The sequence below is a fragment of the Paenimyroides ummariense genome, assembly GCF_900115115.1.
Lineage (GTDB): Bacteria > Bacteroidota > Bacteroidia > Flavobacteriales > Flavobacteriaceae > Flavobacterium > Flavobacterium ummariense.
Genome location: NZ_FOVI01000001.1, coordinates 98,098 through 121,332, shown reverse-complemented (window position 1 = coordinate 121,332; position 23,235 = coordinate 98,098). Strand labels below are relative to the sequence as shown.

Genomic DNA, 23,235 nt, shown 5'->3' with positions numbered 1-23,235 from the left:
AAAAAGAGCTTTGAAAATATCAAAGCTTATTAATTTTGCGGTAAAACGTTTTTAAGAAATTCGTTTAACTGATCGAACAAATCTTTTGGACTTGAATATAAAATATGGAAATTACTTAACGCAAAAAGTAAATCGTTGGTATCGGCTTCGGCTTTTTGCAAATAAACAATAGGTTTGCGTTTTGCTTTGGCATAACCCAATTCGATACACGAGGTAACGTTAACCGATGTGGCTTCGATAATTAAAAAGTTGCTAGAATCTATTTCTTTCATTGCTTGCTGCATCATTTCGGCTTCTTGTCCGGCTTCAAACGGATATTTATCAACAAAGATAAACTGTTCCACATTCGCCGTACTCATTGCCATGCCCAGTGCAATAATTTCTTTTCCTAAAGATTTTCTTGTAATTGTATCAACCGATATATATGCTTTCATTCATTAGCAGTTTATGTGGTAAAGATAATTAAATTATTCGGTAACAACGGTTTCTCTGTCGCTTTCTTCGGCTTTTCCTTCTTCAATCATTTCTGTAACATCTTCGTGATCATCTTTATCCAAATGTTCCACCAAATCTTCCTGATCGTCGTTAATTTTATCGATAAAAAACTTGCAGTACAACGGTAAATGGTCAGATCCAACAGTTGGCATCGCTTTTAATTCTTCTACAAAAATGTCGGTTGTATGAAACATTTGATCGATTGGAAAACGCAGCAAACGGTATTTTGCATGAAAGGTTGATATTAATCCGCGACCGATTCTTGGATCGATTGTTCCGGATGTTTTTCTGAATAATACCGATGATTTTGCCCACGCCACGTTATTAAAATCGCCAATTACAACAGCAGGTTTACGATCTTCTTTTACTTTTTTGGCAACCGATAATAATTCGCCATCGCGTTCTTTTGCATTTTCTTCTTCGGTAGGGCTTGGCGGTGGCGGATGCACACCAAAAAACACAAACTCAAAACCATCTTTTGTTTTAAAAGTAGCTTCAATACTCGGAATATCATCGGCAACAAAATAATGTTTCTGGCAATTGGTCATTTCAATTTTAGAATACAAATGCATTCCGTAAGTATTTTCTAAAGCAATTTCACAAAAAAAAGGATAGTTCGGTTTTAAAACTTGCAATGCATCTTCCCAATCTTGGTTCGATTCCATTGTAAGAATAATATCCGGATTTTCGTTCTCTAAAAACTTCAAAAATCGATCGTATTCTTTATTAAACTGATAAATATTGGTGGAAATGACTTTAATACTTTCAGACGATTTTTCGGTTTTTACCTTTTTTTCGATCTTATAAAATGGCGTGTACGGATACAGCAAATAAATCTCGTAAATCATACAGCAAACCAATGCAGCCTGAGCAAACCAAAAATAGATAGTTCTTGGTACAAATGTAAATGCCAAAACTAAAACAATGAGTTGCAAAACAAAAATTTGGACTTTTCCAAAATCGAAAATCCTAAAAAACCAATGTTGGTTTTCTACCAGCGGAATTAACGATGCAAAAATTAAAAGGATAGATAAACTATAAAAACCAATTTCCATTACGGTAAATTTTTTACAAATCTAAAGTTTTAAAACCAAGCATTTTATAAACATCTAAAAATACTTGCGACGGTTGTGCTGTTAAAGTTATGCTTTGCTGTGTGTGCGGATGCTGAAATGTTAAACTATGTGCATGCAGCAACATGGTTTTCATGCCAAATTTATCCAGCCACAGTTTGTTTTGTTTGTTGCAACCATGCGGGCGGTCGCCAATAATAGGGTATAAAATATGCGCCATGTGCTTGCGTATTTGGTGTATGCGTCCGGTTAAAGGCGTGGCTTCAATTAAACTGTAGCGCGATGTTTGGTGTTTACCATGCGGTAAATCAATTTCGGCTTTTTCCAAGGTTTTTATTTTGGTAACGGCATCTTGTAACACACCATCGTCACGATGCAAAGCGTAATCAATGGTTAATTCATCGGCACAAAAACCGCGAACAATTGCCCAATATTTTTTTTCGGTTGATTTATTTGTGAATTGTTCAACCAAATTTCGATTAGTTTCTTTATCTAAAGCAAAAAGCAAAACACCCGATGTTTTTCGATCTAACCTGTGTACCGGATATACTTTTTGATTGATTTGATCGCGCAAAAGCTGAATAGCAAATTCTTCGGCATTTCGGGCAATTGGCGACTGATGAACCAATAAATCATGCGGTTTGTTGATGGCAACCAGATATTCGTCTTGATAAATTATTTCGAGTGGATACATTTATTTTTTTAACTTTAGAAAAAAGAGCGATGACAAAAGTTGTATTATATTCAATTCTGTTCTTGTCAATATTTCAGTTTGATAAAAGTACAGAAATAAGCTATCAATTAAAAAACGAAAAGTTAGTTTATCATCTTAAAATGAAAAATGGTAAACAATTAACGGTTTGTATTGATAAAGACGACAAATATATTGTTTATAGATATGGTTCAAAAAATAAAATTGAGTTAGAATATCCAAAAGAAAAAGATTTATCAAGTTTTCAAAAGTTTGAATATTCTGGTTGGAGTAGAGGTGGAGGTATTAAAAATTCTGCAATGAAATTAAAATATCTAGCTTTTACAAATAATGGAATCAAGTATGTTATTTACGACACCTATTTTTCAGAAGTAAACAAATTAGAAGCTGGAATTAAAGTGATGGAATCAGAAAACAAAGTCACAGATTTAAAAGGATTAAAAAAATCGGCAAAAGGAAATCTATCTGATTTAAAAGATAAAGTAAAAGAAGGCGATGAGTTGTATGATTAAAAAAAAAAATCGCCTTAAAAAGGCGATTTTTAATAAAACACTAATTTAATTATTTAGCGTCTGCATATTTTTTAGCAACAGCATCCCAGTTAACAACATTAAAAAATGCGTTAATATAGTCAGGTCTGCGGTTTTGGTAGTTTAAGTAATAAGCATGTTCCCAAACATCTAAACCTAAAATCGGTGTTCCTTCACATCCAATTCCAGGCATTAAAGGGTTGTCTTGGTTTGCAGTAGCACAAACTTCTAACTTACCGTTTTTAACACACAACCAAGCCCAGCCCGATCCAAATTGCGTAGCACCCGCTTTAGCAAAAGCATCTTTAAAAGCATCGAATGATCCAAAAGCTTCATTAATGGCAGTAGCTAATTCACCAGTTGGTTCGCCACCTGCGTTAGGTGCCATAACTTCCCAAAATAAATTGTGGTTGTAAAAACCACCACCGTTATTACGAACAGGTTTGTTGTTTAAATCTAAATTTGTTAAAATATCTTCGATAGATTTTCCTGCTAAATCAGTTCCTTCAATCGCTGCATTTAAGTTTGTTGTGTATGCTTGGTGATGTTTAGAGTAGTGAATTTCCATTGTTCTAGCGTCAATATGAGGCTCTAAAGCGTCGTAAGAATATGGTAATTTTGGTAATTCGAAAGCCATAACTATAATAGTTTAAAGATTAGTATTATTTTTATTTCAAATTTAAACAAAATACATCGACAACAAAAATTATTATGTGTCTTCTTTGTTAACATTTTTATAAAGTATCTTGGAAAAAAAAGCCTTTACCATTTATAACGCATCGGCAGGTGCCGGAAAAACGCATACGCTTGTAAAAGAGTATCTTAAAATTTTGTTGGGATATTCCAATAAAGACGATGCCTACCGAAACGTGCTTGCAATTACCTTTACAAATAAAGCGGTTAACGAAATGAAATCGCGCATTGTTTCGTGTATTTATGCGTTTACCTTGAACGAAATTCCGCTAAAAGAATACCGATTGCTGGAACAAATTGTTGATGAAACGCAATTTACCGAAGCTTATATTCGCGAAAAATCTAAAAAGATTTTAAAGAACATTATTCATAATTATGCAGGTTTTGATATTTCTACCATTGATAAATTCACACATAAAGTAATTCGATCTTTTGCGTTTGATTTGAATTTACCTTTTTATTTTGAAGTTTCGTTAGATACCGAAGCGTTGTTGCAAGAAGCGGTTGATGCTTTGATTTCGCAAGCCGGTGTTGATGAAGAACTAACGAAATTATTAGTCGATTTTTCCATAAGTAAAGCCGATGACGATAAAAGTTGGGATGTTACTAACGAATTAATGGAAATCGGTCGATTATTGTTGAACGAAAACAATAAACAAGAATTGGAAGCTTTTGAGAATATCGAAATGCAAACGTTTTTGTCGTTGAAAAATTGGCTGCACGATCAGATCAATCAGTTAAAAAACGAAACGGTTGTGTTGGCTCAAAACGCGTTGCAGTTGCTGGAAACAAATGGTATCGACAATAAATCATTCAGTGGTGGGTATTTTCCAAAGCATTTAATAGGAATTGTTGAAGGAAACTACAATAACGCCAATAAAAAATATTATGAGTTTGATGATATTAAAATCAATAAAACTGCAAAAGATAAAGAGGCGATTGAACAATTAATTCCCGATTTATTAGCGATTACAAAAAAGATATATCCGCTGTTTGGAAAAGTCTATTTTTACGAAGCTTTCCTGAAAAATCTGGTCCCGCTTTCGTTGTTGAATTCAATAAGCAACGAAATAAAACGCATACAAAACGAACAGCAGATTCTTTCCATTTCGCAGTTCAATAAGATTATTTACGAAGAATTAAAAAATCAGCCGGCGCCTTTTATTTATGAGCGTTTGGGCGAAAAATACCGACATTTTTTTATTGATGAATTTCAGGATACATCAGAAATGCAGTGGCAAAATCTGGTGCCGTTGATTGATAACGCACTTTCGGGCGAAGACGATTTTGGTAAACAAGGTTCGTTGATGATTGTGGGCGACCCTAAACAGGCAATTTATCGTTGGCGTGGCGGCAAGGCAGAACAATTTATGCAATTGAGCGATGGTGAAAATCCGTTCTCAAACCCATCAAAAGCAACCATAAGTTTAGATACCAATTACCGCAGTTTTTCTGAAGTGATCGAATTTAACAACGGGATTTTTAAGTTTCTGGCGAATCAGTTTAATAACCCAGCGTATCAAAATCTGTACGAGAATTATTCGCATCAAAACACAAATCCTAAAAAAGGCGGTTTCGTAAATATTTCGTTTTTAAATAACGATTTATTGGTTGATGATGAGGTTACAAAAGACGATTTGTATCTGAATGAAGTTTTAAAAACGATTGAAAAGGTATTGAATCAAGGTTTTTCGTTGGGCGATATTGTGGTGTTAACGCGTAAAAGTAAAGACGGCGTTAAGGTTGCCAATCATTTAACAAAAAACGGAATTCGAATTTTATCGTCGGAAACTTTGTTGATTAATAACGCTACCGAAGTGCAGTTGCTGTTGAATTTGTTGCGATTTTTAAAGAACAATCACGATAGAGAAGCAAAAGCACTGATTTTATATTATGTTGGTCGATTTATTCTGAAAGATGCCAAAGTACACGATGTGATTGTGAAAGGAATGGCGATGGATAATGAAATCGATTTTCAGAACTATTTGAAAACGTTCGGTATTGAAATCAATTTTAAAGAACTGCGTAAAAATAATTTGTATGTGGCTGTGGAATTAATGGTTTCGGCTTTTATCCCAACAAAGAAAACCGAAGCTTATGTACAGTATTTTCTGGATTTGATTTTAGAACGAACCATAAAAAATCAATCAACAATAGCCGATTTTCTAAATTATTGGGAGCAGAATTATCATAAATTGAGTATTCCATCGCCTGAAAATGAAAACGCGGTGACCTTAATGACGGTTCATAAATCAAAAGGATTGGAATTTCCGGTGGTGATTTATCCTTTTGCCGATGAAGATTTCTCGAAATCGCGCGATAAAATTTGGGTAGATTTAGAAGAAAACGATCAGTTGGTTATCCCTAAAGCATTGGTCGATCTAAAAAACGACGTGAAAATGTATGGCGAAACTGCACAACGTTTGTTCGATCAAAAAAAGCAGGAAGAACTGCTGGATGATTTAAATGTTTTATATGTGGCATTAACGCGTGCCGAAGAGCAGTTGTATATCATCAGCAATTACAAACGATCTAAAACAGGAACGTTGCCAAACACATTAGCTGCATTTTTTGTGACGTATTTAGAAGATTTAGGTCGATTTTCTGAAAACGAATTGAATTATGATTTTGGAAATCCTGTAAAAGTATCTGCCGAAAAAACAGATGAACTTTTAAAACCAATTGTCATAAAATCAGTAGAAAAACCAATAGATCAATCGGTAATAAAAATTGCAAAGCGCGAAGCAATTATGTGGGATACCAAACAGCAGCATGCCATTGAAAAAGGAAATTTAATACACGAACTGTTGGCAGAAATTATTACTGTTGATGATATTGCTTTTGTGGTAAAAAACGCAGTGTCGAAAGGAATGTTGCCTGCAACGGAAGAAACCGAAATATCAGAAAAAATCACAGAAATTGTTCAGCATGCAGAGTTGCAACCTTTCTTCAATAAAGAAAATATCATTTACAACGAACGACCAATTTTGCATGAATCGTTCAAAAACATAAAACCCGATCGTGTTGCCATAAGTGGAAACAAAGCTTATATCATCGACTATAAAACCGGTGAAGAACAACCAAAATACACCAAACAGATTAACGATTATGCTTTAGCAATTGAAGAAATGGGCTACGAAATCGCAAAAAAGACGCTCTTGTATATTCAAGACGATTTAAAAATAATAAATTTGTAACCTATCAATCTTAAAATAAAAACAAATCATAAAATTATGTACGGAGCTATTAAAGAGTTTTTACAAACAGAAATCGATACCATTAAAGACAATGGTTTGTATAAAAAAGAACGTATTATAACATCGCCTCAAGGTGCCGAAATTACCATTAGTACAGGCGAAAAAGTTTTGAATTTTTGTGCGAATAATTATTTGGGATTATCGTCGCACCCAGAAGTTGTTCAGGCAGCTAAAGATGCTTTGGATACTCATGGTTTTGGTATGTCGTCTGTTCGCTTCATTTGCGGAACTCAAGATATTCATAAACAGTTAGAACAAGAAATTGCCGATTTTTACGGAACCGAAGATACCATTTTGTACGCAGCTGCTTTTGATGCAAACGGTGGTGTTTTTGAACCTTTGTTAGGTGCCGAAGATTGTATTATTTCTGATAGTTTAAACCATGCATCGATTATTGATGGTGTTCGTTTGTGTAAGGCTGCGCGTTACCGTTACGAAAATAACGATATGGCAGATTTAGAAAAGCAGTTGCAACAAGCAGTTGCGGATGGTCGTAGATTTAAATTGATTGTTACCGATGGAGTTTTCTCTATGGATGGATTAGTCGCTCCGCTGGATAAAATTTGCGACTTAGCAGATAAATATGATGCTATGGTTATGGTTGATGAATGCCACGCAGCCGGATTTATTGGCGCTACAGGCAAAGGAACGTTAGAAGCTAAAAACGTAATGGGTCGTGTAGATATTATAACTGGAACCTTAGGTAAAGCTTTGGGTGGTGCCATGGGTGGATACACTACTGCTAAAAAAGAGATCATCGAAATTTTGCGTCAGCGTTCACGTCCGTATTTGTTTTCAAATTCATTAGCTCCATCAATTGTAGGTGCGTCTTTAAAGGTTTTTGAATTATTAAAGAAAGATACCAAACTAAGAGATCAGTTAGAGTGGAATACCAATTACTTTAAAAAAGGTCTTAGAGAAGCAGGATTGGATTTCATTGATGGCGATTCTGCAATAGTTCCGGTAATGCTGTATGATGCCAAGTTGTCGCAGGTAATGGCAGATAAATTACTAGAAAAAGGTATCTATGTAATTGGGTTTTTCTTCCCGGTTGTACCAAAAGATAAAGCGCGTATTCGAGTGCAATTATCGGCAGCACATACACAAGAGCACTTGGATAAAGCTATCAAAGCATTCGCTGAAGTAGCCAAAGAGTTAGGGGTAGTTTAAAAAATCTTATAAAAATGTTAAAGGTTTCACTAAATTATTTTGTATATTTGTTGAAACAATTTATTTTTGTGAAAATATTACGTAAAGTAGAAAATTGAATAGTTATGAAACAATTAAAAGTATTTGCAGCTGCTTTGTTATTAGCTGGTACAGCTACACAAGCGCAAAATGCTGATCAACCATGGGCTATTACCGTGGGGGTTAATGCTTTGGACGGTGGGCGTTCAAGTGTTGCCACAGACTTTGCAGATCGTTTTGGTCAATATTTCCAAACAGATAACTGGAGTATTTTGCCGTCAGCGTCTGTTTTAAATGTATCTCGTTATTTAGGTGCTAACGTTTCATTTGGTATTACAGGTTCTGTAAACAAAATGACAAGAATAGTTATGCCTGACGGATTTGATAATCTTCAGAGACAAGGTTCAAGAGTTGTTGGAGGAGATTTTAACGGACAAAGAAGAGTAGATGGAGCAGATTTGATGTACTATGGTGTTGATGGTCAATTCAGATACAGCATCGGTGGATTAATCGGTTCTAAATGGTTTGATCCTTCTATTCACGTTGGTGGGGGTTACGCTTTCTTAGGAAAAGCATCTTCAGGTAACGTTAACGGAGGTTTAGGCCTTACATTCTGGGTAACAGAAAATATTGGTATTAACTTATCTTCTACCTACAAACATCAGTTAGAGGATGGTCAGGATGATTTATTTAACTTTGAAAGAGGAAACGATATTTCAGTTCCAACCCATTTGCAACATACAGCTGGTGTAACTTTCCGTTTTGGTGGAAAAGATACAGATGGTGATGGTATTTTAGATAAATATGACGAATGTCCTGAAGAAGCAGGTTTAAAACAATTCAACGGATGTCCTGATAGAGATGGGGACGGTATTCCTGATCATTTAGATCAATGTCCTGATGTATTTGGAGATGCTCAATACAATGGCTGTCCTGATACAGATGGTGACGGTATTCCTGATCACGAAGATGCTTGTCCTGAAGTTCCTGGATTAAAAGAATTCAACGGATGCCCTGATACAGACGGTGATGGTATTCCGGATCAATTAGATGAATGTCCTGAAGAAGCTGGTCCTAAAGAAAATAATGGTTGTCCATGGCCTGATACAGACGGTGATGGTGTGCCAGATCATTTAGATGAATGTCCAGAAGTTGCTGGTCCTGCATCTAACAAAGGATGTCCAGAAGTGAAAGAAGAGCACATTAAACAATTAAACGAGTATGGTAAAACAATCTTGTTTAACACAGGTAAATCTACTTTCCAAGAGCAATCTTACGCAGTTTTAGATAATATGGCTAAAGTTATGAACCAATTCCCTAATGCTAAATTTGCAATCGAAGGTCATACAGATAGTACAGGTTCTGATAAAATCAACGACCCGTTATCTAACGATCGTGCAAATGCAGTTAGAGAGTATTTAATCTCTAAAGGAATTTCTGCAAGCCGTTTATCTTCTCAAGGTTTTGGCTCGAAAAACCCAATCGATGATAATAAAACTGTTGCAGGACGCGCTAATAACCGTCGTACAGAAATTAAATTAGTAAAATAATTTACAGTTTAAATAATATTGAAAACGTCCCGATTTGTCGGGACGTTTTTTTATTTTTATAAAATGAATACAACTTCTTTTCTAGATAAAATTGCACAACAAATTGCAGACGATTGTAACTTAAATTTTACAAATGCCATTATTGTTCTACCGAATAAACGTGCAAGATTGTTTTTGCTAGAAGCTTTTAAAAGCACATCAAACAAAACATTTTTTGCGCCTGAAATTATCAGTATTGAAGATTTAATTACAAGAATTTCAAAAATGAATACGCTTTCGGGTGTAGAACAACTTTTTGAATTTTATGAAGTTTATAAGGAAATTACTCCGAAAAATGCACAACAAGATTTTGAACAATTCAGCAATTGGGCAAAAATGTTGTTGCAAGATTTTAATGAAATTGATCGTTATTTGTTGAAACCAAGTCATGTTTTTGACTATTTAAAAAACATCGATGATATCAACCATTGGTCTGTAAAAGCAGAAGATCGAAGTGCTTTAATAGATAATTATCTGACATTCTGGGATCAATTACCAACCTATTACAAGGCATTTCAAAAACATTTAATTAAGCAAAATTCCGGTTATCAGGGATTGGTTTATAGAGTTGCTGTTGATAACATAGAGGGTTTCATAAAGAATAACAGTTCTAAAACCATTTATTTCGCAGGTTTTAACGCATTAAATCAAGCGGAAGAACAAATCATACAGAAATTATTAAAAAATGGTATAGCAAAGGTTTATTGGGATACCGATGCTGCTTTTTTGAACGATCCAGACCACGGAGCTGGTTATTTTGCCAGAAAAATCAAACAAAACTGGTCGTACTATAAATCGCATCCTTATGATTGGATTGTTGATGAATTCAAACAATCAAAAAATATCGAGATTATTAGTACGCCAAAATCGGTTGGGCAGGCAAAAATTGTTGGATCAATCGTAGAAGAACTTCAAAAATCAAATGAAAACCTTCAAAAAACGGCAGTTGTTTTATCTGAAGAAAATCTGTTGATTCCGGTGCTTTATGCCTTGCCAAATACCGTTGCATCGCTGAATGTAACAATGAATTACGACAGTAAATCAAATCCTATTCAATTGTTTTTTGCGAAACTTTTCAAAATGCACGTGAATGCACTGAATCGCGGAAAAACCAAAGCCGCATTTTATCACAAAGAAGTTTTAGATGTGTTGTCTCATTCTTTGATTGAAAATTTGGCGACTTCAAAGCAGGTGGTTGATGGTATTAATAAGCGGAATTTATCTTTTTTTAATTTTGATACTTTAGATTTTATTCCGACCGATAATTCTTTTTTGCAGTTGATTATTAAAGATTGGAATAGTGATGTAATTGAAATTATTGATAGAATTGAGGCGATTGTTTTTGAAATTCGAACCTATCTTCGACAGAATAAAGACGATGTTTCGCTTACATTTCTGTATTCATTTCATCAGGTTTTAACGCAGATTAAAAACTATCAATTAAAGTATAAAGTTATTGAAAACGCTCAGCAATTATTGACGATTTACAAGCAAGTTGCAGATTTGGCTGAAGTGTCTTTTGAAGGCGAACCGTTGGAAGGTTTGCAGGTAATGGGCGTTTTGGAAAGTCGGGTTTTAGATTTTGACAATGTAATTATCACTTCTTTAAACGAAGGAAAATTTCCTGCAGGAAAATCGTCTAATTCGTTTATTCCGTACGATGTTAAAATGGAATTAGGTTTGCCTACTTTCCGAGAAAAAGATGCTATTTATACCTACCATTTCTACCATTTGCTGTTGCGTGCAAAGAACATTTATCTGTTGTATAATTCAAATTCCGAAGGTTTGGATGCCGGAGAAAAAAGTCGATTTATAACCCAATTGGTTTTAGATCCGCAGGTAAATCACAACATAAAAGTGAATAATTATTTTGCAAAATCGCCTGATAGCGTTAGTGAACCTTTAATGATTGAAAAATCGGAATTATTGCAAAATCGATTGAAAGAAATCGCTTCAGATAAAGGTTTTTCTCCGTCGGCAATCGGTAATTATATGCGTAATCCAATTCAGTTTTACATGCAACGTGTTTTGGGTATTCGAGAGTTAGATGAGGTAGAAGAAAACATCGCCTTAAATACGTTAGGAACCATTATTCATGGTGCTTTAGAAGAATTGTATAAGCCAGTAATCGATCAAAAATTAACCATTACAATGGTTGATGAAATGTTACAAAAGTATCAAACCGAAATTGTGAACCAGTTTAAATTGAATTATTCTGAAAGTGCCGATAAACAAGGGAAAAATCTATTAGCTTTTGAAGTTGCAAAACGTAACGTGTATCATTTTTTAATGCTTGAAAAAGAAATGCTCGAAAGTGGCGATGATGTGACCATAATTGGATTAGAGCAAACTTTGGAAACCGTTTTAAAAGATTCAAAATTACCATACAACATTAAATTATCGGGAATTGCAGATAGAATTGAAATCCGCAACAATGTTGTGAGAATTATTGATTACAAAACAGGAAAAGTTGAAGGTAGTCAGGTTCAAATAAAAGAAATTTCAGGAATCACAACTGACTTAAAGTTCGAAAAAGCCATTCAGTTGCTTATGTACGGTTTAATGTATAAAAGCAATACGCATTTGCCAATTCAGGCGGGAATTTATTCATTTAAGAATAGAAAATCGGGTTATTTGCTTTTTAGTTTGAAAGAAGATAAAATGGTAAACGAATTTATTACCGATGATTTATTGATTGATTTTAAGGCAGAATTAATCAGTTTATTGAATACCATTTTAGATCCCGAAACAGTATTTGAAGAAAAAGTAGTTTAATTGTTTTTCTTTAAAAATGATGTAATGATTGAAGCTATTTTAGAATCTTGTTCAATAGTAGAAACATGACCGCCCGGAATAATTTCAAACGTAACTTCAGCTCCTTCAACCTGATTTTTAATATCTTCTAAAGGAATAATGGTGTCGTTTTCACTGGCAATAACCAGTTTTGGGTACGGACTAAAATGTAGTAATGCTTCGCGATCTATACGGATCTTCATACCTTCTAAAGCTGCGATTATTCCTTGTAACGGAGTTTTTAATGCTTGCTGAGTAAAAGTTTCAATTTTATCTGCATACAAATTATGTGCTTCTTTATCAAACAAATTCTGCGTTGCCATTCTAATAAAAGCAGTGCTGTTCTTTTTTACGACATCAATGGCACGGTCACGATTTATTTTACGTTCGTCGGAATCAGGTTGGGCTGATGAATTTAAAAGAATCAACGATCGAACATTATCAGGGTACAATTCAGCAAAAGCCAACGCAATGTATCCGCCCATAGAATGCCCAATTAACGAAACTTTACGCAAACGCAATTCAGAAATCAACGCAAAAAGCATATCCGCCTGATCTTCCATTGTATGCACGTATCCGTAACAATCGCTTTTACCATGACCTAAAAGATCAACAGCAATAACGCGGTAACGTTTGTTTAAATTCAACGTAAGATCAACCCACATAGAAGCATCTTCCAAAAAACCGTGAATAAGTAAAACGGTGTTTCCTTTGCCGGAATCACCATAATTTATTGCGGTATTTTTGTAGGTAAACGTGTTCAATCTTTTTTGTGTAAAAATAGTAAAGAAAACCAAAAAATTAAAAATTATGTTATTTGCAACTAAATTGTATTTTTGCACATAATAAAAACATACTTATTTAACTTATGAAAACAAAAATTGCTTACCTATTTTTTGTGTTATTTTCGGTAACCTTAAATGCGCAAAATTCTGCTCCGGAGAAAAAAGTAACTGTTAGAGAAATTCCTGTGTACCGTGATGTAGATGTTATGGCGACTTATCGTGGTGGTTATGCAGTGATTTTGAAACAGATTGAAGACGCAACCAAAAATTGTAAAAGAGGTTCTTTTAAAGGAAAAGACACCACTATTATTATTGATGTTTTAATTACTGATAAAGGTAAAGTTGCAAAAGTGGAATTTGTGAAAGCTGATGTTACATTGTGCAATGAAGCTATAGAAAATGCAATTAAGGACGGAAATCAGTGGGTACCGGGAAGAATTGAGAACAAGCCGGTAAATTCTTATTTACAGTTAACCGTGAATTTAAGTAATGGTAGAGATAGCAGAAATATGAATGTTATAAATCGATTACAATAAAAAAAACAGTCAATCTGTTTTTTTATTTAAAATATTGTTCTATTTTTATAGAACTAATTCTAATTTTATAGAATATGAAATTAACAGCAGCCGAAGAACAACTCATGCAATACATTTGGAAGCATGATAAAGTGGTTCTTAAAGATTTAATTGATAGTTACAGTGATCCCAAACCTGCAAAAACAACCGTTGCAACTACGGTTAAAAAATTGATTGATAAAGGTTTTGTTGGATACGATGAAATTGGAAATACACGTTTGTATTTCGCAATTGTAAGGAAAGAAAACTATTTTTCTAAACAAATGAAAAATATGATTAAACAGTTTTTTGATAATTCCACATCACAATTTGCTTCCTTTTTTGCAAAAGATGCAACCTTAACAAAAGATGAATTACAAAAACTTCGCGATTTAATAGATGATGAACTTAAAAATAAGTAGGTATGGTGCTTTATTTTATAAAATCGACATTTTTATTATTGATATTTTGTTTGATATATAAATGGAATTTAGAAAACAAAAAGTCATTACAATTTATAAGGTATTATTTGCTTGCAAGTATTGTTTTTGCATTGGTTGTGCCTTTGTTTAATTTTCAGTTTTTAGTACCGCAAAACAAAATTGTTGAAACTAAAGAATATATTTTTGATCAGTTGCCAAACATTCCTGTAATAATTGTTGATAGTGTTCCAGAAAACAATATTTCTATACTAACAATAATTTATGTCTTTGTCAGTGGTGTTTTTTTAATCCGATTCTTATATAATCTTTTTAAAATTTTACAGATTAAGAAATCAGGCAAAAATGTTAGCACATCATTTGGAAAGTTAATTGTAAGTAGTAAAGTTGCTTCGCCTTTCACGTTTTGCAATTTTATCTATGTAAACAAAACCGACTGGGAAAGTAAAAGTGTAAGCGATGCTATTCTGTATCACGAACAAGCCCATGTAGAACAAAAACATTCAATAGATATTCTGTTTATTGAAGGATTAAAGATAGTGTTGTGGTTTCAGCCTTTTCTTTATTATTTCAAAAGAATTATACAAGAAAATCACGAATATCTTGCAGATGAATTTAGTTTGCAAAAAACAAAAAATCTTAAAAATTATCAAGAATTAATTCTAAACTATTATGGCAATAATCAGCCAATTGTTGCATTAAGTAGTTCGATCCACTTTAATAATTTAAAAAAACGATTTATTATGATGAAAAACACAAAAAAAGGAAAAGTATGGGGAACGATTTTTTATTCGTTAACCATCGCAGTAACGTATGTTGGTTTTGTTGGAATTGAAACCAAAGCAGCCGAAATTAAAAAGGTTGAAGATAAAATATCAAATGTAGTTGAACAAGCAGTTAATCTTCCTCAAGAAATTAAATCTACCGAACCAATTAGTGAAGAAACAAAAGATGAGATTAAGAATAACCCAATTATTCTAGCGTACATAAAAGGTGAAAAAAGTAGTGGCTACTTTAGTCATAAAGACAGTGTTTATTTTTATGTTGTAGATGAAAATTTAAAAGTATCAATTTACAATAGATATGGAGTTGTTCAAAATGAAAAAGACTTCACTTACGAACTTAAAGCGGTATCTAAAGAAGAAAAAGAAAAACTAACTTTAGATGAATTAAAAAGATCTACACAAGTACAAAATGATTATCAAGATATAAAAGAAATTGAAAAAAAATATGCTGAAGCTCATAGTTTTGTAGAAAAAAAGGCTGCTCCAAGAGAAGGTCTGCAAGCTTTTTTTCATAATTTTATGAGGGCTTTTGATTCAAAATCGATTACTACAAATGATACATTAATTTCAGCCAGGTTAAAATTTATTGTAGAAAAAGATGGCAGCTTTTCAAATATTATTGCAGTAGGCGGTGGAAATGAAACAGCAGCTAACGAAGCAATACGGGTTTTGCAAACAATGCCTAAGTGGCAACCCGCAGAAAATGAAGGTCAAGTGGTAAGATCTACCTTTACACTGCCTATTAAAATTAAGATAAATCAACCGTTAAATGAAGTTGAAAACTAAATGAAGACATCCATTTTATTTTTTGTAGTATTTCTTGTTTCCTGCAAAATCAATCAGAAAAAAAATGGAGTAGAAGTCGGCAGGTGGAAATATGTTTCGGGTACAAAAACGGAGAGAAATATAATTAAAGGTAAATATGATAAGTATGGTCAAGAAAAAGGTGTTTGGAAATATTACAATAACGATACACTTTTTCGGTCAGAAAAATATTTTTATCCGTATGCTGTAGATGTGTTGTATCATAAAAACGGAAAAATTAGCCAGATAGGAAAAAGCTACACGACTAAAAAAACATGGGCTAAAATTGGCACTTGGTATACATTCAACGAAGAAGAAAAACTAATCGATTCAATCACTTTTGAAAACTAAAAACACCTCAACTGAGGTGTTTTTTTATCCGTGAACGCTTTCTTTAGTTCCGTAATTTTGAATTAACTGACCTTCAAACTCCAGCCATTCTTTCCAGCGTTTATCAACATTTACGCGTTCGGTATATTTCTTTGCGAATTTTATAAAAGTTGTGTAATGACCTGCTTCAGAAATCATTAAATCTCTATAAAATTTCACTAATTCTTCGTCTTTAATATTTTCAGAAAGCACACGAAAACGCTCGCAACTTCTGGCTTCAATCATGGCAGCGAAAAGCAATCGATCAATAAAAGCATCGTTACGCGATCCGTCTTTTTTCATAAACTTATAAAGCTGGTTAACGTAATCGTCTTTTCGTTCGCGACCCAAAGTGTAACCACGTTGTTTAATAATATCATGAACCATTTTAAAATGCTCCATTTCTTCAATCGCAATTTCGGTCATTGCTGTAACCAAATCTTCGTGTTCCGAATTATAAGTTATAATGGTAATGGCATTTGTAGCCGCTTTTTGCTCGCACCACGCATGATCAGTTAAAATTTCTTCAATATTACTTTCGGCAATATTTGCCCAACGAGGATCGGTTAACAATTTAAGTCCTAACATAAACCTTAATTTTTGCAAATTTACAAATTAATTGTACAGTTAGTATCTTTTACATTTTACTTCGATATTTGCTTTATGAAATTACGTGTTTTAATAATTGGTTTGGTTTGGCCCGAACCTACTTCATCGGCGGCTGGTTGGCGCATGTTGCAGCTGATTGATGAATTGAAGAAAATGTCAAGCGATATTCATTTTGCCTGTGCAGCTTCAAAATCGGTTTTTTCTCATCCTTTGCACGAGTTGGATGTTATTACGCACAATATTGTTCTAAATGATTCATCTTTTAATGATTTTATTGTCGATCTTTTGCCTGATATTGTTGTTTTTGATCGATTTATTACTGAAGAACAATTTGGCTGGCGCGTAAAACAAGTATTTCCAAACATTGTATCGGTTTTAGATACCGAAGATCTACATTTTGTTCGCAGAGCTCGCACCACGGCTTTTAAGACAAATAAAGAAGTAAATTACGATACACCGGATTGTTACAGGGAATTATCGTCAATTTACCGATCTGATTTATCGATCATTATTTCAAAATTCGAATATGATTTGTTGATTAATTATTTTAATATTCATCCAAAACAATTATTGTATCTGCCATTTATTGAAAACGAAATTTCTAACGAAACAAAAGAAAAACTACCCAATTTTAATAATCGGAAAGATTTTATGTTCATTGGAAATTTCATTCATGAACCAAATTATCAAACGGTACTTCAGCTAAAAAAGATATGGACATCGATCAAAAAACGATTGCCAAATACGCAGCTTCATATTTATGGCGCGTACGCAACGCAAAAAGTATTACAGCTAAATAATATTAACGATGGTTTCATAATTAAAGGAAAAGCCGATGATGTGAATGAACTCATGCAAAAATATCGAGTTTTGGTTGCGCCCATTCCGTTTGGAGCGGGTTTAAAAGGTAAGTTTGTTGATGGTTTTAAAAACAGCTTGCCTAATGTAACATCAAAAATTGGAGCCGAAGGAATTTCTGCTGAAAACTGGGGTGGATTTATTGCCGAAAATGAAACCGATTTTGTTGATGCTGTTTGCAAATTGTACAATGATGAAACCGAATGGAATAAAGCAGTAACACACGGATTTGATATTTTGAATAATGAGTTTTCTACAGAAATTTGGAGCGGTGTTTTGAAAGATGCTGTTTTGAAAATTTATGAAAATATCGAACTTCACCGAAGCAATTTATTCATTCAAAAAATATTGTGGCAAAATGGTTTACAAGCAGTTAAGTACATGAGTTTGTGGATCGAACAGAAAAATAAATAGATTTTTTTAATGGAAACATTTTGAATTTTAATTAAATAAAGCTGTATCTTTAAGAAAAGAAAATTCAAATTGTTATGGAAAATCCGTTAGTAAATCAGATCAAACAGTACATTTCGCCCGACTTTATTTCAAGTTTGGCAGTTAGTACAAACGAAACAGAAGCATCAATAAATAATGCTTTTGATGTTGCCATTCCGGCGCTACTTTTAAAGATGCATCACAAAGGCGATGCGTATTTAAGACCAATGTTTAGTGAAATTCAAAATGTTTTTGCAGATTCTGTAAATGAATTCGAGTTTAAATTAGAAAAAACAGCTTCTTATTTAGACGATTTTTTAGGTGCAGATAAGCAGGAATTTGTCGAAAGAATTTCGGCTTTTTCAAACATTTCGCAAACATCGGCACATACCGTATTAAAAACCGCTTTTTTAGGAATTATCGATTATTTTAAAGGCTTGGATGCCAATTTCGATCTTTCAACAATAAACGGTGTGCTTACAAATAATCTTACATCATTAAAATCTATGATTCCTGTCGGTTTTGGATCTTTAAGTGCTGTAGATTCTACAATTAATCAGCCAACTGCCGTGCGCATGGAAGAACGCGAACATGCCGATGCCGTGATTAACAATGTGGTGGACAATAACGAAAAAGATCAGTTTAAGACCAACGAATCACCTTACACAGATCCACGAAACGACAAAAGTGGGAACATGTTGAAATACATTTTAATTCCGCTTCTTTTGGGTATAGTGTTGATCTTCTTTTTGTACCGCGGTTGTAACAGAGAAGTTACAATAGAAGAATCGGTTGTTAAAGATACCATTCAAAACGATACATCAACCACGGTAACTACAACCAGAACAACGAAGGAAATTGTAGTGAACGATCAGGTAAAACTGAATGCTTACAGTGATGGAATTGAAGATCAAATGGTTGCTTTTTTAAATAAAGGCGAATACAAAACCATGACCGAGGATCAATTGAAAGAAGTTTGGTTTAATTTCGATGATTTAAATTTTGAACACAACACGGCAAATGTGTTACCAGAATCGCAAAAGCAGTTAGACAACATTGCGCAAATTTTAACGGCATATCCCGAAGTTAAAGTGAAAATTGGTGGTTATACCGATAAAACCGGTGACGAGGCTGTAAATAAAAAGGTTTCAACAGACCGCGCAATGGCTGTTAAAAAGTTTTTAGACGATAAAGGTTTGGGTAAACAAGTTGTGGGTGCCGAAGGATATGGATCTGAATTTGCAGTTCACCCGGCTGATGCATCAGAAGAATTAAGACTTACCGATAGAAAAGTAGCATTAAGTATAAGAAATTAGTAAAAGAAGGCAACATTTTAAATGTTGCTTTTTTTATTTTTCGGTTAATATTTTAGTCGAACTAATAAAATATGCTGAAAAAAGATAGTATATTTGCGCTGTTTAATACATAGAATACTAAATAACTATAATATATTATGAGTCATAACGGTCAAGACAAAAGCGGAAATGCACTTAAATACAGTCTAATTCCTTTAATGTTGGGAGTAGTGTTGATTTTCTTTATTCACAGAAGCTGCGATACTGCACTTTTTGAACCTACACCACAAAAAGGAACAAAAACAATTGTTGTTGAAGACGAACTTTCGCCAGAACAACCATTGGTAAAACAAGATACAACAAGTACAGCTGCTGCTACAACAGCAACAGAGCCTGCAGCAGAAACAGTTGCACAAGATACAGTACAAGCTGCAAAATAATTTTTGAGTTTACATGATAAAAAAAGTCCACTTCAATTACGAAGTGGATTTTTTTTATGGATTTATTTAGACATTTCTGTAAAATACTTGTAAAACAACGGAATTGTTTCAATACCTTTTAAATAATTGAAGATACCGTAATGTTCGTTTGGTGAGTGTATCGCATCAGAATCTAAACCAAAGCCCATCATAATGGTTTTCGATTTTAATTCTTTTTCAAACAAAGCTACAATTGGAATTGATCCGCCTGAACGAACCGGAATTGGCGTTACCCCGAAAGAATCGGTATAAGCTTTTGATGCTGCCTGATATCCGATTGAATCGATAGGAGTGACATATCCTTGTCCGCCATGATGCGGTTTTACATCAACTTTAACTGATGCCGGTGCAATGCTTTCAAAATGTTTTTGGAACAATTCGGTGATTTCCTCCCAATCTTGATTTGGAACCAAACGCATAGAAATTTTTGCAAACGCTTTTGATGCAATTACCGTTTTTGCACCTTCGCTGGTGTATCCGCCCCAAATTCCGTTCACGTCTAACGTTGGACGTATAGAATTTCGTTCGTTGGTAGTATAACCAGCTTCGCCATGAATTTCTTTAATATCCAATGCTTTCTTATAATCATCTAACGAAAAAGGACGTTTGCCCATTTCATCGCGTTCTTCTTTTGATAATTCTTCTACTTTATCATAGAAACCAGGAATAGTAATATGATTATTTTCGTCGTGTAACGAAGCAATCATTTGTGCAAGAATATTAATTGGGTTGGCAACAGCACCACCATATAAACCTGAATGTAGATCACGGTTTGGACCCGTAACTTCAACTTCTACATAACTTAAACCGCGCAAACCTGTAGTGATTGATGGTTGTGTGTTAGAAATCATTCCGGTATCAGAAATCAAAATAACATCGTTCTTTAATTTTTCCTGATTTCTTTCAACAAACCAAGCCAAAGATGCCGACCCTACTTCTTCCTCTCCTTCAATCATAAATTTTACGTTACAAGGCAACGTATCGGTCTGCATCATTAATTCTAACGCTTTAACGTGCATAAACATCTGACCTTTATCATCACAAGCACCACGCGCAAAAATAGCTCCGTCTGGGTGTAATTCCGTTTTTTTGATCACAGGTTCAAAAGGCGGAGAATCCCATAATTCGATAGGATCTGCCGGCTGCACATCGTAATGTCCGTAAACTAAAACAGTTGGCAGGTTGTCGCTGATGTGTTTTTCGCCATAAACGATAGGGTAACCGGGAGTTTCGCAGATTTCTACTTTATCGCACCCTGCTTTTTCTAAAAATTCTTTTACCTTATCGGCAGTATTTAAAACATCTTGAGAGTAGGCGCTATCGGCGCTTACCGAAGGGATTTTTAACAAGTCAATTAGCTCATTAATAAAACGTTCCTTGTTTTGTTGAACGTAATTTTTTATTATTTCCATTATATAATTTGAATGATTTCTAATGATTAGAACAAATATAATGATAAAAATTTAATGAAATTTTGTTGCAGAATAAAAAAGCATTTGTATATTTGCACCGTCTTACAAGAACAATAAAGTTCTTCCCAAGCCGCGGGTGTGGTGAAATTGGTAGACACGCCAGACTTAGGATCTGGTGCCGCAAGGTGTGTAGGTTCGAGTCCTATCACCCGCACAAAAACCCTTAGCTTTCAGTAGTTAGGGGTTTTTTATTTCATTTTTGTGCTACCTGTGTGCTACCAATTAAGAAATATAATTTTCTTGAACTTCTACAGAAATGTAATTATGTAATTTCTGCAATTAATGTAATATACGATTAATTACACATGAGTTTATTATTTGCTTATGCTAATTAATTTATTTTGCATTTTATAAGTTGTTTTTACGTATGAATTATTGATTTTTGTAAAATTCAGTTTTGAGAGCTTCTTTACTTTAGGTAAATCGACAGGTTCAAATTCTAGTATTATTATTTTTAACTGTTCCCAATAAAAGATTAATTCCACTTTTTTAGGAATAATACCAAAAATGGTTATTGGTGCAATATATAAATAGCTATCATAACCTTTTATACGATCTTGAATAGGTTCTAAATCAAATTCTAATTCTTCATAAGGCATATTAAGTTTAAACGGCAATTTATTATTATGTTTCATAAACTATAGAACATTAAAAAACCACTCAATTTGGAGTGGCTTGTGTTTTATTAATTTGTAATATTCACTATTTTGCTGTTGAAATTGAATTAAGAAATTTTTCAACCTCTAATTTCGCTGAATTACTTACAGATACTTTATTGTGCATAGCCAAAAACACTATTGCTTTTTCTTTAACCGAAATAATAATAACTTCCCTGTTGGTTCTTTCTCCTGTAGTTGGATTTATGGCTGAAAACACTACTTTTTTTCCAGAATATTGTCCAATTTTAATATCTTTTGTTGTTCCTTCAGCATCTGACTGCTTCAAAGTTCCTTCAACTAACCCATTTAGAAAATTGTTAGTGACTAATGCTTTTTCAGATGATGTAAAATTTATTTGAGCTTTCAAATATTCATCATATTTAGGAAAAGCATCCCTAATAACAGAAACTGCATAAGACACATTTTCTGTTATTTTAGAATAAGTTGTAACATAGCCTTTTATTGTATATGTTGGTACAGTTGGAAAAGTAACAAAGATTCCATTATCAACTTCTTTTCTTACTTGAGAAAATGAGATGTAGGAAATTAATAAAGCAAATATTGTAATAAATGACCTCATATTTATTTTAGTTTTATTGAATATTTATTTTTTAAATAAGAAATTAAGTATATAAGAGCAAGTATAACAATGGACAAAATCAAAAATTTAGTTTTATGATTATTTATTAAATCAGCTGTATATATCTTAAAAAATTTTTCTGAATAATCTAATTCAATTTCGAAATTATCATCATTTTCAGAATAGTAATAGGTTTCCATTTTAGGATAAAAAAGATTCCATTCATCTACTAAAGGGCTTCTAAAAGTTACTTTGGCAGAAACTATTTTACCTGAATAATAATGATAATTGTATTCTCTTGAAATTACTCCAAAATGTTGTACTATTATTAAGATAATAAAGGATAAAGCCATTGCATTCAAAATACTATTTGTAATACGTGAAACTGAAGATTTATTAATAGTGATTTCTTTTTTTTGAGTTTCCATGAAAAATTAGTTAGGGATTACAAAATTAAAACTTGCCATATATGGCATTTTAAACCTACAAATATAGCATTTGATTTGACTTGTCAAATATGTCAAATATGGAAAAATCAGATTTGTTAAAAATTGTAGGTAAAAGAGTTCAGGAGTTGCGTATTAGCAAAGGTTTAACTCAGGTTGATTTAGTTGGGAAAATTGAAGGTGAAATTGACACTACAAATATTTCAAGAATTGAATCTGGCAGAACAAATCCTACCATTTTTACTCTCTACAGAATTTCTAAAGCTTTAGATGTAAGTTTAATTGAATTATTAAATTTTAAAACTGAAATTTAAAAAAGGCTATTATAATAATGTTCC

The 23,235-nt window shown here is 33.3% G+C and carries 23 protein-coding genes and 1 tRNA gene; 14 read left to right on the top strand and 10 right to left on the bottom strand.

The annotated features are described in order from the left end of the window. Window positions 1–29: 29 nt before the first annotated feature. The 3 genes from BM253_RS00640 to BM253_RS00630 are packed head-to-tail and all read right to left on the bottom strand — an operon-like array spanning window position 30 to window position 2,262. Window positions 30–434 (bottom strand): hypothetical protein, encoded by a 405-nt coding sequence (locus tag BM253_RS00640; RefSeq protein ID WP_091517498.1) that lies wholly within the window; start codon window positions 432–434, stop codon window positions 30–32. Between the two features lie 33 nt (window positions 435–467). After that, window positions 468–1,550 (bottom strand): endonuclease/exonuclease/phosphatase family protein, encoded by a 1,083-nt coding sequence (locus BM253_RS00635; RefSeq protein WP_091517495.1) that lies wholly within the window; start codon window positions 1,548–1,550, stop codon window positions 468–470. A gap of 13 nt (window positions 1,551–1,563) precedes the next feature. Then, a complete protein-coding gene (locus BM253_RS00630) occupies window positions 1,564–2,262 on the bottom strand; it encodes a pseudouridine synthase (RefSeq protein WP_091517493.1) in 699 nt (232 codons plus the stop codon). On the opposite strand from BM253_RS00630, the gene BM253_RS00625 reads away from it, so the two are divergent. Then, entirely contained in the window at window positions 2,253–2,792 is a 540-nt protein-coding gene (locus tag BM253_RS00625; protein WP_143095551.1) for a hypothetical protein, read from the top strand. The genes BM253_RS00630 and BM253_RS00625 overlap by 10 nt on opposite strands. 49 nt (window positions 2,793–2,841) lie before the next feature. Here BM253_RS00625 and BM253_RS00620 read toward each other — a convergent pair whose 3' ends face one another. After that, window positions 2,842–3,447, bottom strand: a complete 606-nt coding sequence (locus BM253_RS00620; RefSeq protein WP_091517489.1) for a superoxide dismutase — start codon at window positions 3,445–3,447, stop codon at window positions 2,842–2,844. Window positions 3,448–3,553: 106 nt separating this feature from the next. Here BM253_RS00620 and BM253_RS00615 point away from each other — a divergent pair, with 106 nt between their 5' ends. The 4 genes from BM253_RS00615 (at window position 3,554) to BM253_RS00600 (ending at window position 12,312) form a co-directional block, all read left to right on the top strand. Continuing rightward, window positions 3,554–6,700 carry a UvrD-helicase domain-containing protein gene (locus BM253_RS00615; RefSeq protein WP_177205686.1) on the top strand — a complete coding sequence of 1,049 codons (3,147 nt, stop codon included), beginning with the start codon at window positions 3,554–3,556 and terminating at the stop codon, window positions 6,698–6,700. A gap of 36 nt (window positions 6,701–6,736) precedes the next feature. Next, on the top strand, window positions 6,737–7,930 hold the full coding sequence (kbl, locus tag BM253_RS00610; protein WP_091517484.1) for a glycine C-acetyltransferase: 1,194 nt from the start codon (window positions 6,737–6,739) through the stop codon (window positions 7,928–7,930). 104 nt (window positions 7,931–8,034) lie between these two features. After that, window positions 8,035–9,498, top strand: a complete 1,464-nt coding sequence (locus BM253_RS00605; protein WP_091517481.1) for an OmpA family protein — start codon at window positions 8,035–8,037, stop codon at window positions 9,496–9,498. A 63-nt stretch (window positions 9,499–9,561) separates the two neighbouring features. Then, window positions 9,562–12,312 carry a PD-(D/E)XK nuclease family protein gene (locus tag BM253_RS00600; protein WP_091517479.1) on the top strand — a complete coding sequence of 917 codons (2,751 nt, stop codon included), beginning with the start codon at window positions 9,562–9,564 and terminating at the stop codon, window positions 12,310–12,312. Here BM253_RS00600 and BM253_RS00595 read toward each other — a convergent pair. Beyond that, entirely contained in the window at window positions 12,309–13,094 is a 786-nt protein-coding gene (locus BM253_RS00595) for an alpha/beta fold hydrolase (protein ID WP_091518059.1), read from the bottom strand. The genes BM253_RS00600 and BM253_RS00595 overlap by 4 nt on opposite strands. Before the next feature lie 104 nt (window positions 13,095–13,198). On the opposite strand from BM253_RS00595, the gene BM253_RS00590 reads away from it, so the two are divergent. The 4 genes from BM253_RS00590 (at window position 13,199) to BM253_RS00575 (ending at window position 16,049) form a co-directional block, all read left to right on the top strand. After that, window positions 13,199–13,651, top strand: coding sequence for a hypothetical protein (locus BM253_RS00590; RefSeq protein ID WP_091517476.1), 453 nt, complete (start codon window positions 13,199–13,201; stop codon window positions 13,649–13,651). A 74-nt stretch (window positions 13,652–13,725) separates the two neighbouring features. Beyond that, window positions 13,726–14,091, top strand: coding sequence for a BlaI/MecI/CopY family transcriptional regulator (locus BM253_RS00585; protein WP_091517473.1), 366 nt, complete (start codon window positions 13,726–13,728; stop codon window positions 14,089–14,091). Between the two features lie 107 nt (window positions 14,092–14,198). Beyond that, complete coding sequence (locus BM253_RS00580) at window positions 14,199–15,680, top strand: M56 family metallopeptidase (protein WP_177205669.1); 1,482 nt, start codon at window positions 14,199–14,201, stop codon at window positions 15,678–15,680. After that, window positions 15,681–16,049: a hypothetical protein gene (locus BM253_RS00575; RefSeq protein WP_091517468.1), complete on the top strand. Its 369-nt coding sequence runs from the start codon at window positions 15,681–15,683 to the stop codon at window positions 16,047–16,049. Between the two features lie 24 nt (window positions 16,050–16,073). Here BM253_RS00575 and miaE read toward each other — a convergent pair whose 3' ends face one another. After that, window positions 16,074–16,655: a MiaE family protein gene (miaE, locus tag BM253_RS00570; protein WP_091517466.1), complete on the bottom strand. Its 582-nt coding sequence runs from the start codon at window positions 16,653–16,655 to the stop codon at window positions 16,074–16,076. Between the two features lie 75 nt (window positions 16,656–16,730). Between miaE and BM253_RS00565 the strand changes: the two genes are divergently transcribed. The 3 genes from BM253_RS00565 (at window position 16,731) to BM253_RS00555 (ending at window position 19,701) form a co-directional block, all read left to right on the top strand. Then, entirely contained in the window at window positions 16,731–17,948 is a 1,218-nt protein-coding gene (locus BM253_RS00565) for a glycosyltransferase family 4 protein (protein WP_091517463.1), read from the top strand. 74 nt (window positions 17,949–18,022) lie between these two features. Next, window positions 18,023–19,282: an OmpA family protein gene (locus BM253_RS00560; RefSeq protein ID WP_091517461.1), complete on the top strand. Its 1,260-nt coding sequence runs from the start codon at window positions 18,023–18,025 to the stop codon at window positions 19,280–19,282. Window positions 19,283–19,419: 137 nt separating this feature from the next. After that, a complete protein-coding gene (locus BM253_RS00555) occupies window positions 19,420–19,701 on the top strand; it encodes a hypothetical protein (protein ID WP_091517459.1) in 282 nt (93 codons plus the stop codon). Window positions 19,702–19,763: 62 nt separating this feature from the next. On the opposite strand, the gene BM253_RS00550 is transcribed toward BM253_RS00555, so the two are convergent. Continuing rightward, a complete protein-coding gene (locus tag BM253_RS00550) occupies window positions 19,764–21,152 on the bottom strand; it encodes a dipeptidase (protein ID WP_091517457.1) in 1,389 nt (462 codons plus the stop codon). A gap of 132 nt (window positions 21,153–21,284) precedes the next feature. On the opposite strand from BM253_RS00550, the gene BM253_RS00545 reads away from it, so the two are divergent. Next, window positions 21,285–21,366: transfer RNA gene (locus BM253_RS00545), tRNA-Leu, on the top strand. A gap of 160 nt (window positions 21,367–21,526) precedes the next feature. Here the strand turns inward: BM253_RS00545 and BM253_RS00540 are convergent. From BM253_RS00540 to BM253_RS00530, 3 genes are all read right to left on the bottom strand, one after another. Then, window positions 21,527–21,847, bottom strand: coding sequence for a hypothetical protein (locus BM253_RS00540; protein WP_091517455.1), 321 nt, complete (start codon window positions 21,845–21,847; stop codon window positions 21,527–21,529). Window positions 21,848–21,914: 67 nt separating this feature from the next. Continuing rightward, window positions 21,915–22,451 carry a hypothetical protein gene (locus BM253_RS00535; RefSeq protein WP_091517453.1) on the bottom strand — a complete coding sequence of 179 codons (537 nt, stop codon included), beginning with the start codon at window positions 22,449–22,451 and terminating at the stop codon, window positions 21,915–21,917. A gap of 2 nt (window positions 22,452–22,453) precedes the next feature. Next, window positions 22,454–22,879 (bottom strand): hypothetical protein, encoded by a 426-nt coding sequence (locus tag BM253_RS00530; RefSeq protein WP_091517451.1) that lies wholly within the window; start codon window positions 22,877–22,879, stop codon window positions 22,454–22,456. A 98-nt stretch (window positions 22,880–22,977) separates the two neighbouring features. Between BM253_RS00530 and BM253_RS00525 the strand changes: the two genes are divergently transcribed. Continuing rightward, window positions 22,978–23,211, top strand: a complete 234-nt coding sequence (locus BM253_RS00525) for a helix-turn-helix domain-containing protein (RefSeq protein WP_091517449.1) — start codon at window positions 22,978–22,980, stop codon at window positions 23,209–23,211. Window positions 23,212–23,235: the final 24 nt, after the last annotated feature.

Bases quoted from the DNA above. Each gene is read 5' to 3' on its own strand.
- BM253_RS00640 (WP_091517498.1), bottom strand. From the start codon at position 434: ATGAAAGCATATATATCGGTTGATACAATTACAAGAAAATCTTTAGGA.
- BM253_RS00635 (WP_091517495.1), bottom strand. From the start codon at position 1,550: ATGGAAATTGGTTTTTATAGTTTATCTATCCTTTTAATTTTTGCATCG.
- BM253_RS00630 (WP_091517493.1), bottom strand. From the start codon at position 2,262: ATGTATCCACTCGAAATAATTTATCAAGACGAATATCTGGTTGCCATC.
- BM253_RS00620 (WP_091517489.1), bottom strand. From the start codon at position 3,447: ATGGCTTTCGAATTACCAAAATTACCATATTCTTACGACGCTTTAGAG.
- kbl (WP_091517484.1), top strand. From the start codon at position 6,737: ATGTACGGAGCTATTAAAGAGTTTTTACAAACAGAAATCGATACCATT.
- BM253_RS00605 (WP_091517481.1), top strand. From the start codon at position 8,035: ATGAAACAATTAAAAGTATTTGCAGCTGCTTTGTTATTAGCTGGTACA.
- BM253_RS00600 (WP_091517479.1), top strand. From the start codon at position 9,562: ATGAATACAACTTCTTTTCTAGATAAAATTGCACAACAAATTGCAGAC.
- BM253_RS00590 (WP_091517476.1), top strand. From the start codon at position 13,199: ATGAAAACAAAAATTGCTTACCTATTTTTTGTGTTATTTTCGGTAACC.
- BM253_RS00585 (WP_091517473.1), top strand. From the start codon at position 13,726: ATGAAATTAACAGCAGCCGAAGAACAACTCATGCAATACATTTGGAAG.
- BM253_RS00575 (WP_091517468.1), top strand. From the start codon at position 15,681: ATGAAGACATCCATTTTATTTTTTGTAGTATTTCTTGTTTCCTGCAAA.
- miaE (WP_091517466.1), bottom strand. From the start codon at position 16,655: ATGTTAGGACTTAAATTGTTAACCGATCCTCGTTGGGCAAATATTGCC.
- BM253_RS00565 (WP_091517463.1), top strand. From the start codon at position 16,731: ATGAAATTACGTGTTTTAATAATTGGTTTGGTTTGGCCCGAACCTACT.
- BM253_RS00560 (WP_091517461.1), top strand. From the start codon at position 18,023: ATGGAAAATCCGTTAGTAAATCAGATCAAACAGTACATTTCGCCCGAC.
- BM253_RS00555 (WP_091517459.1), top strand. From the start codon at position 19,420: ATGAGTCATAACGGTCAAGACAAAAGCGGAAATGCACTTAAATACAGT.
- BM253_RS00550 (WP_091517457.1), bottom strand. From the start codon at position 21,152: ATGGAAATAATAAAAAATTACGTTCAACAAAACAAGGAACGTTTTATT.
- BM253_RS00540 (WP_091517455.1), bottom strand. From the start codon at position 21,847: ATGAAACATAATAATAAATTGCCGTTTAAACTTAATATGCCTTATGAA.
- BM253_RS00535 (WP_091517453.1), bottom strand. From the start codon at position 22,451: ATGAGGTCATTTATTACAATATTTGCTTTATTAATTTCCTACATCTCA.
- BM253_RS00530 (WP_091517451.1), bottom strand. From the start codon at position 22,879: ATGGAAACTCAAAAAAAAGAAATCACTATTAATAAATCTTCAGTTTCA.
- BM253_RS00525 (WP_091517449.1), top strand. From the start codon at position 22,978: ATGGAAAAATCAGATTTGTTAAAAATTGTAGGTAAAAGAGTTCAGGAG.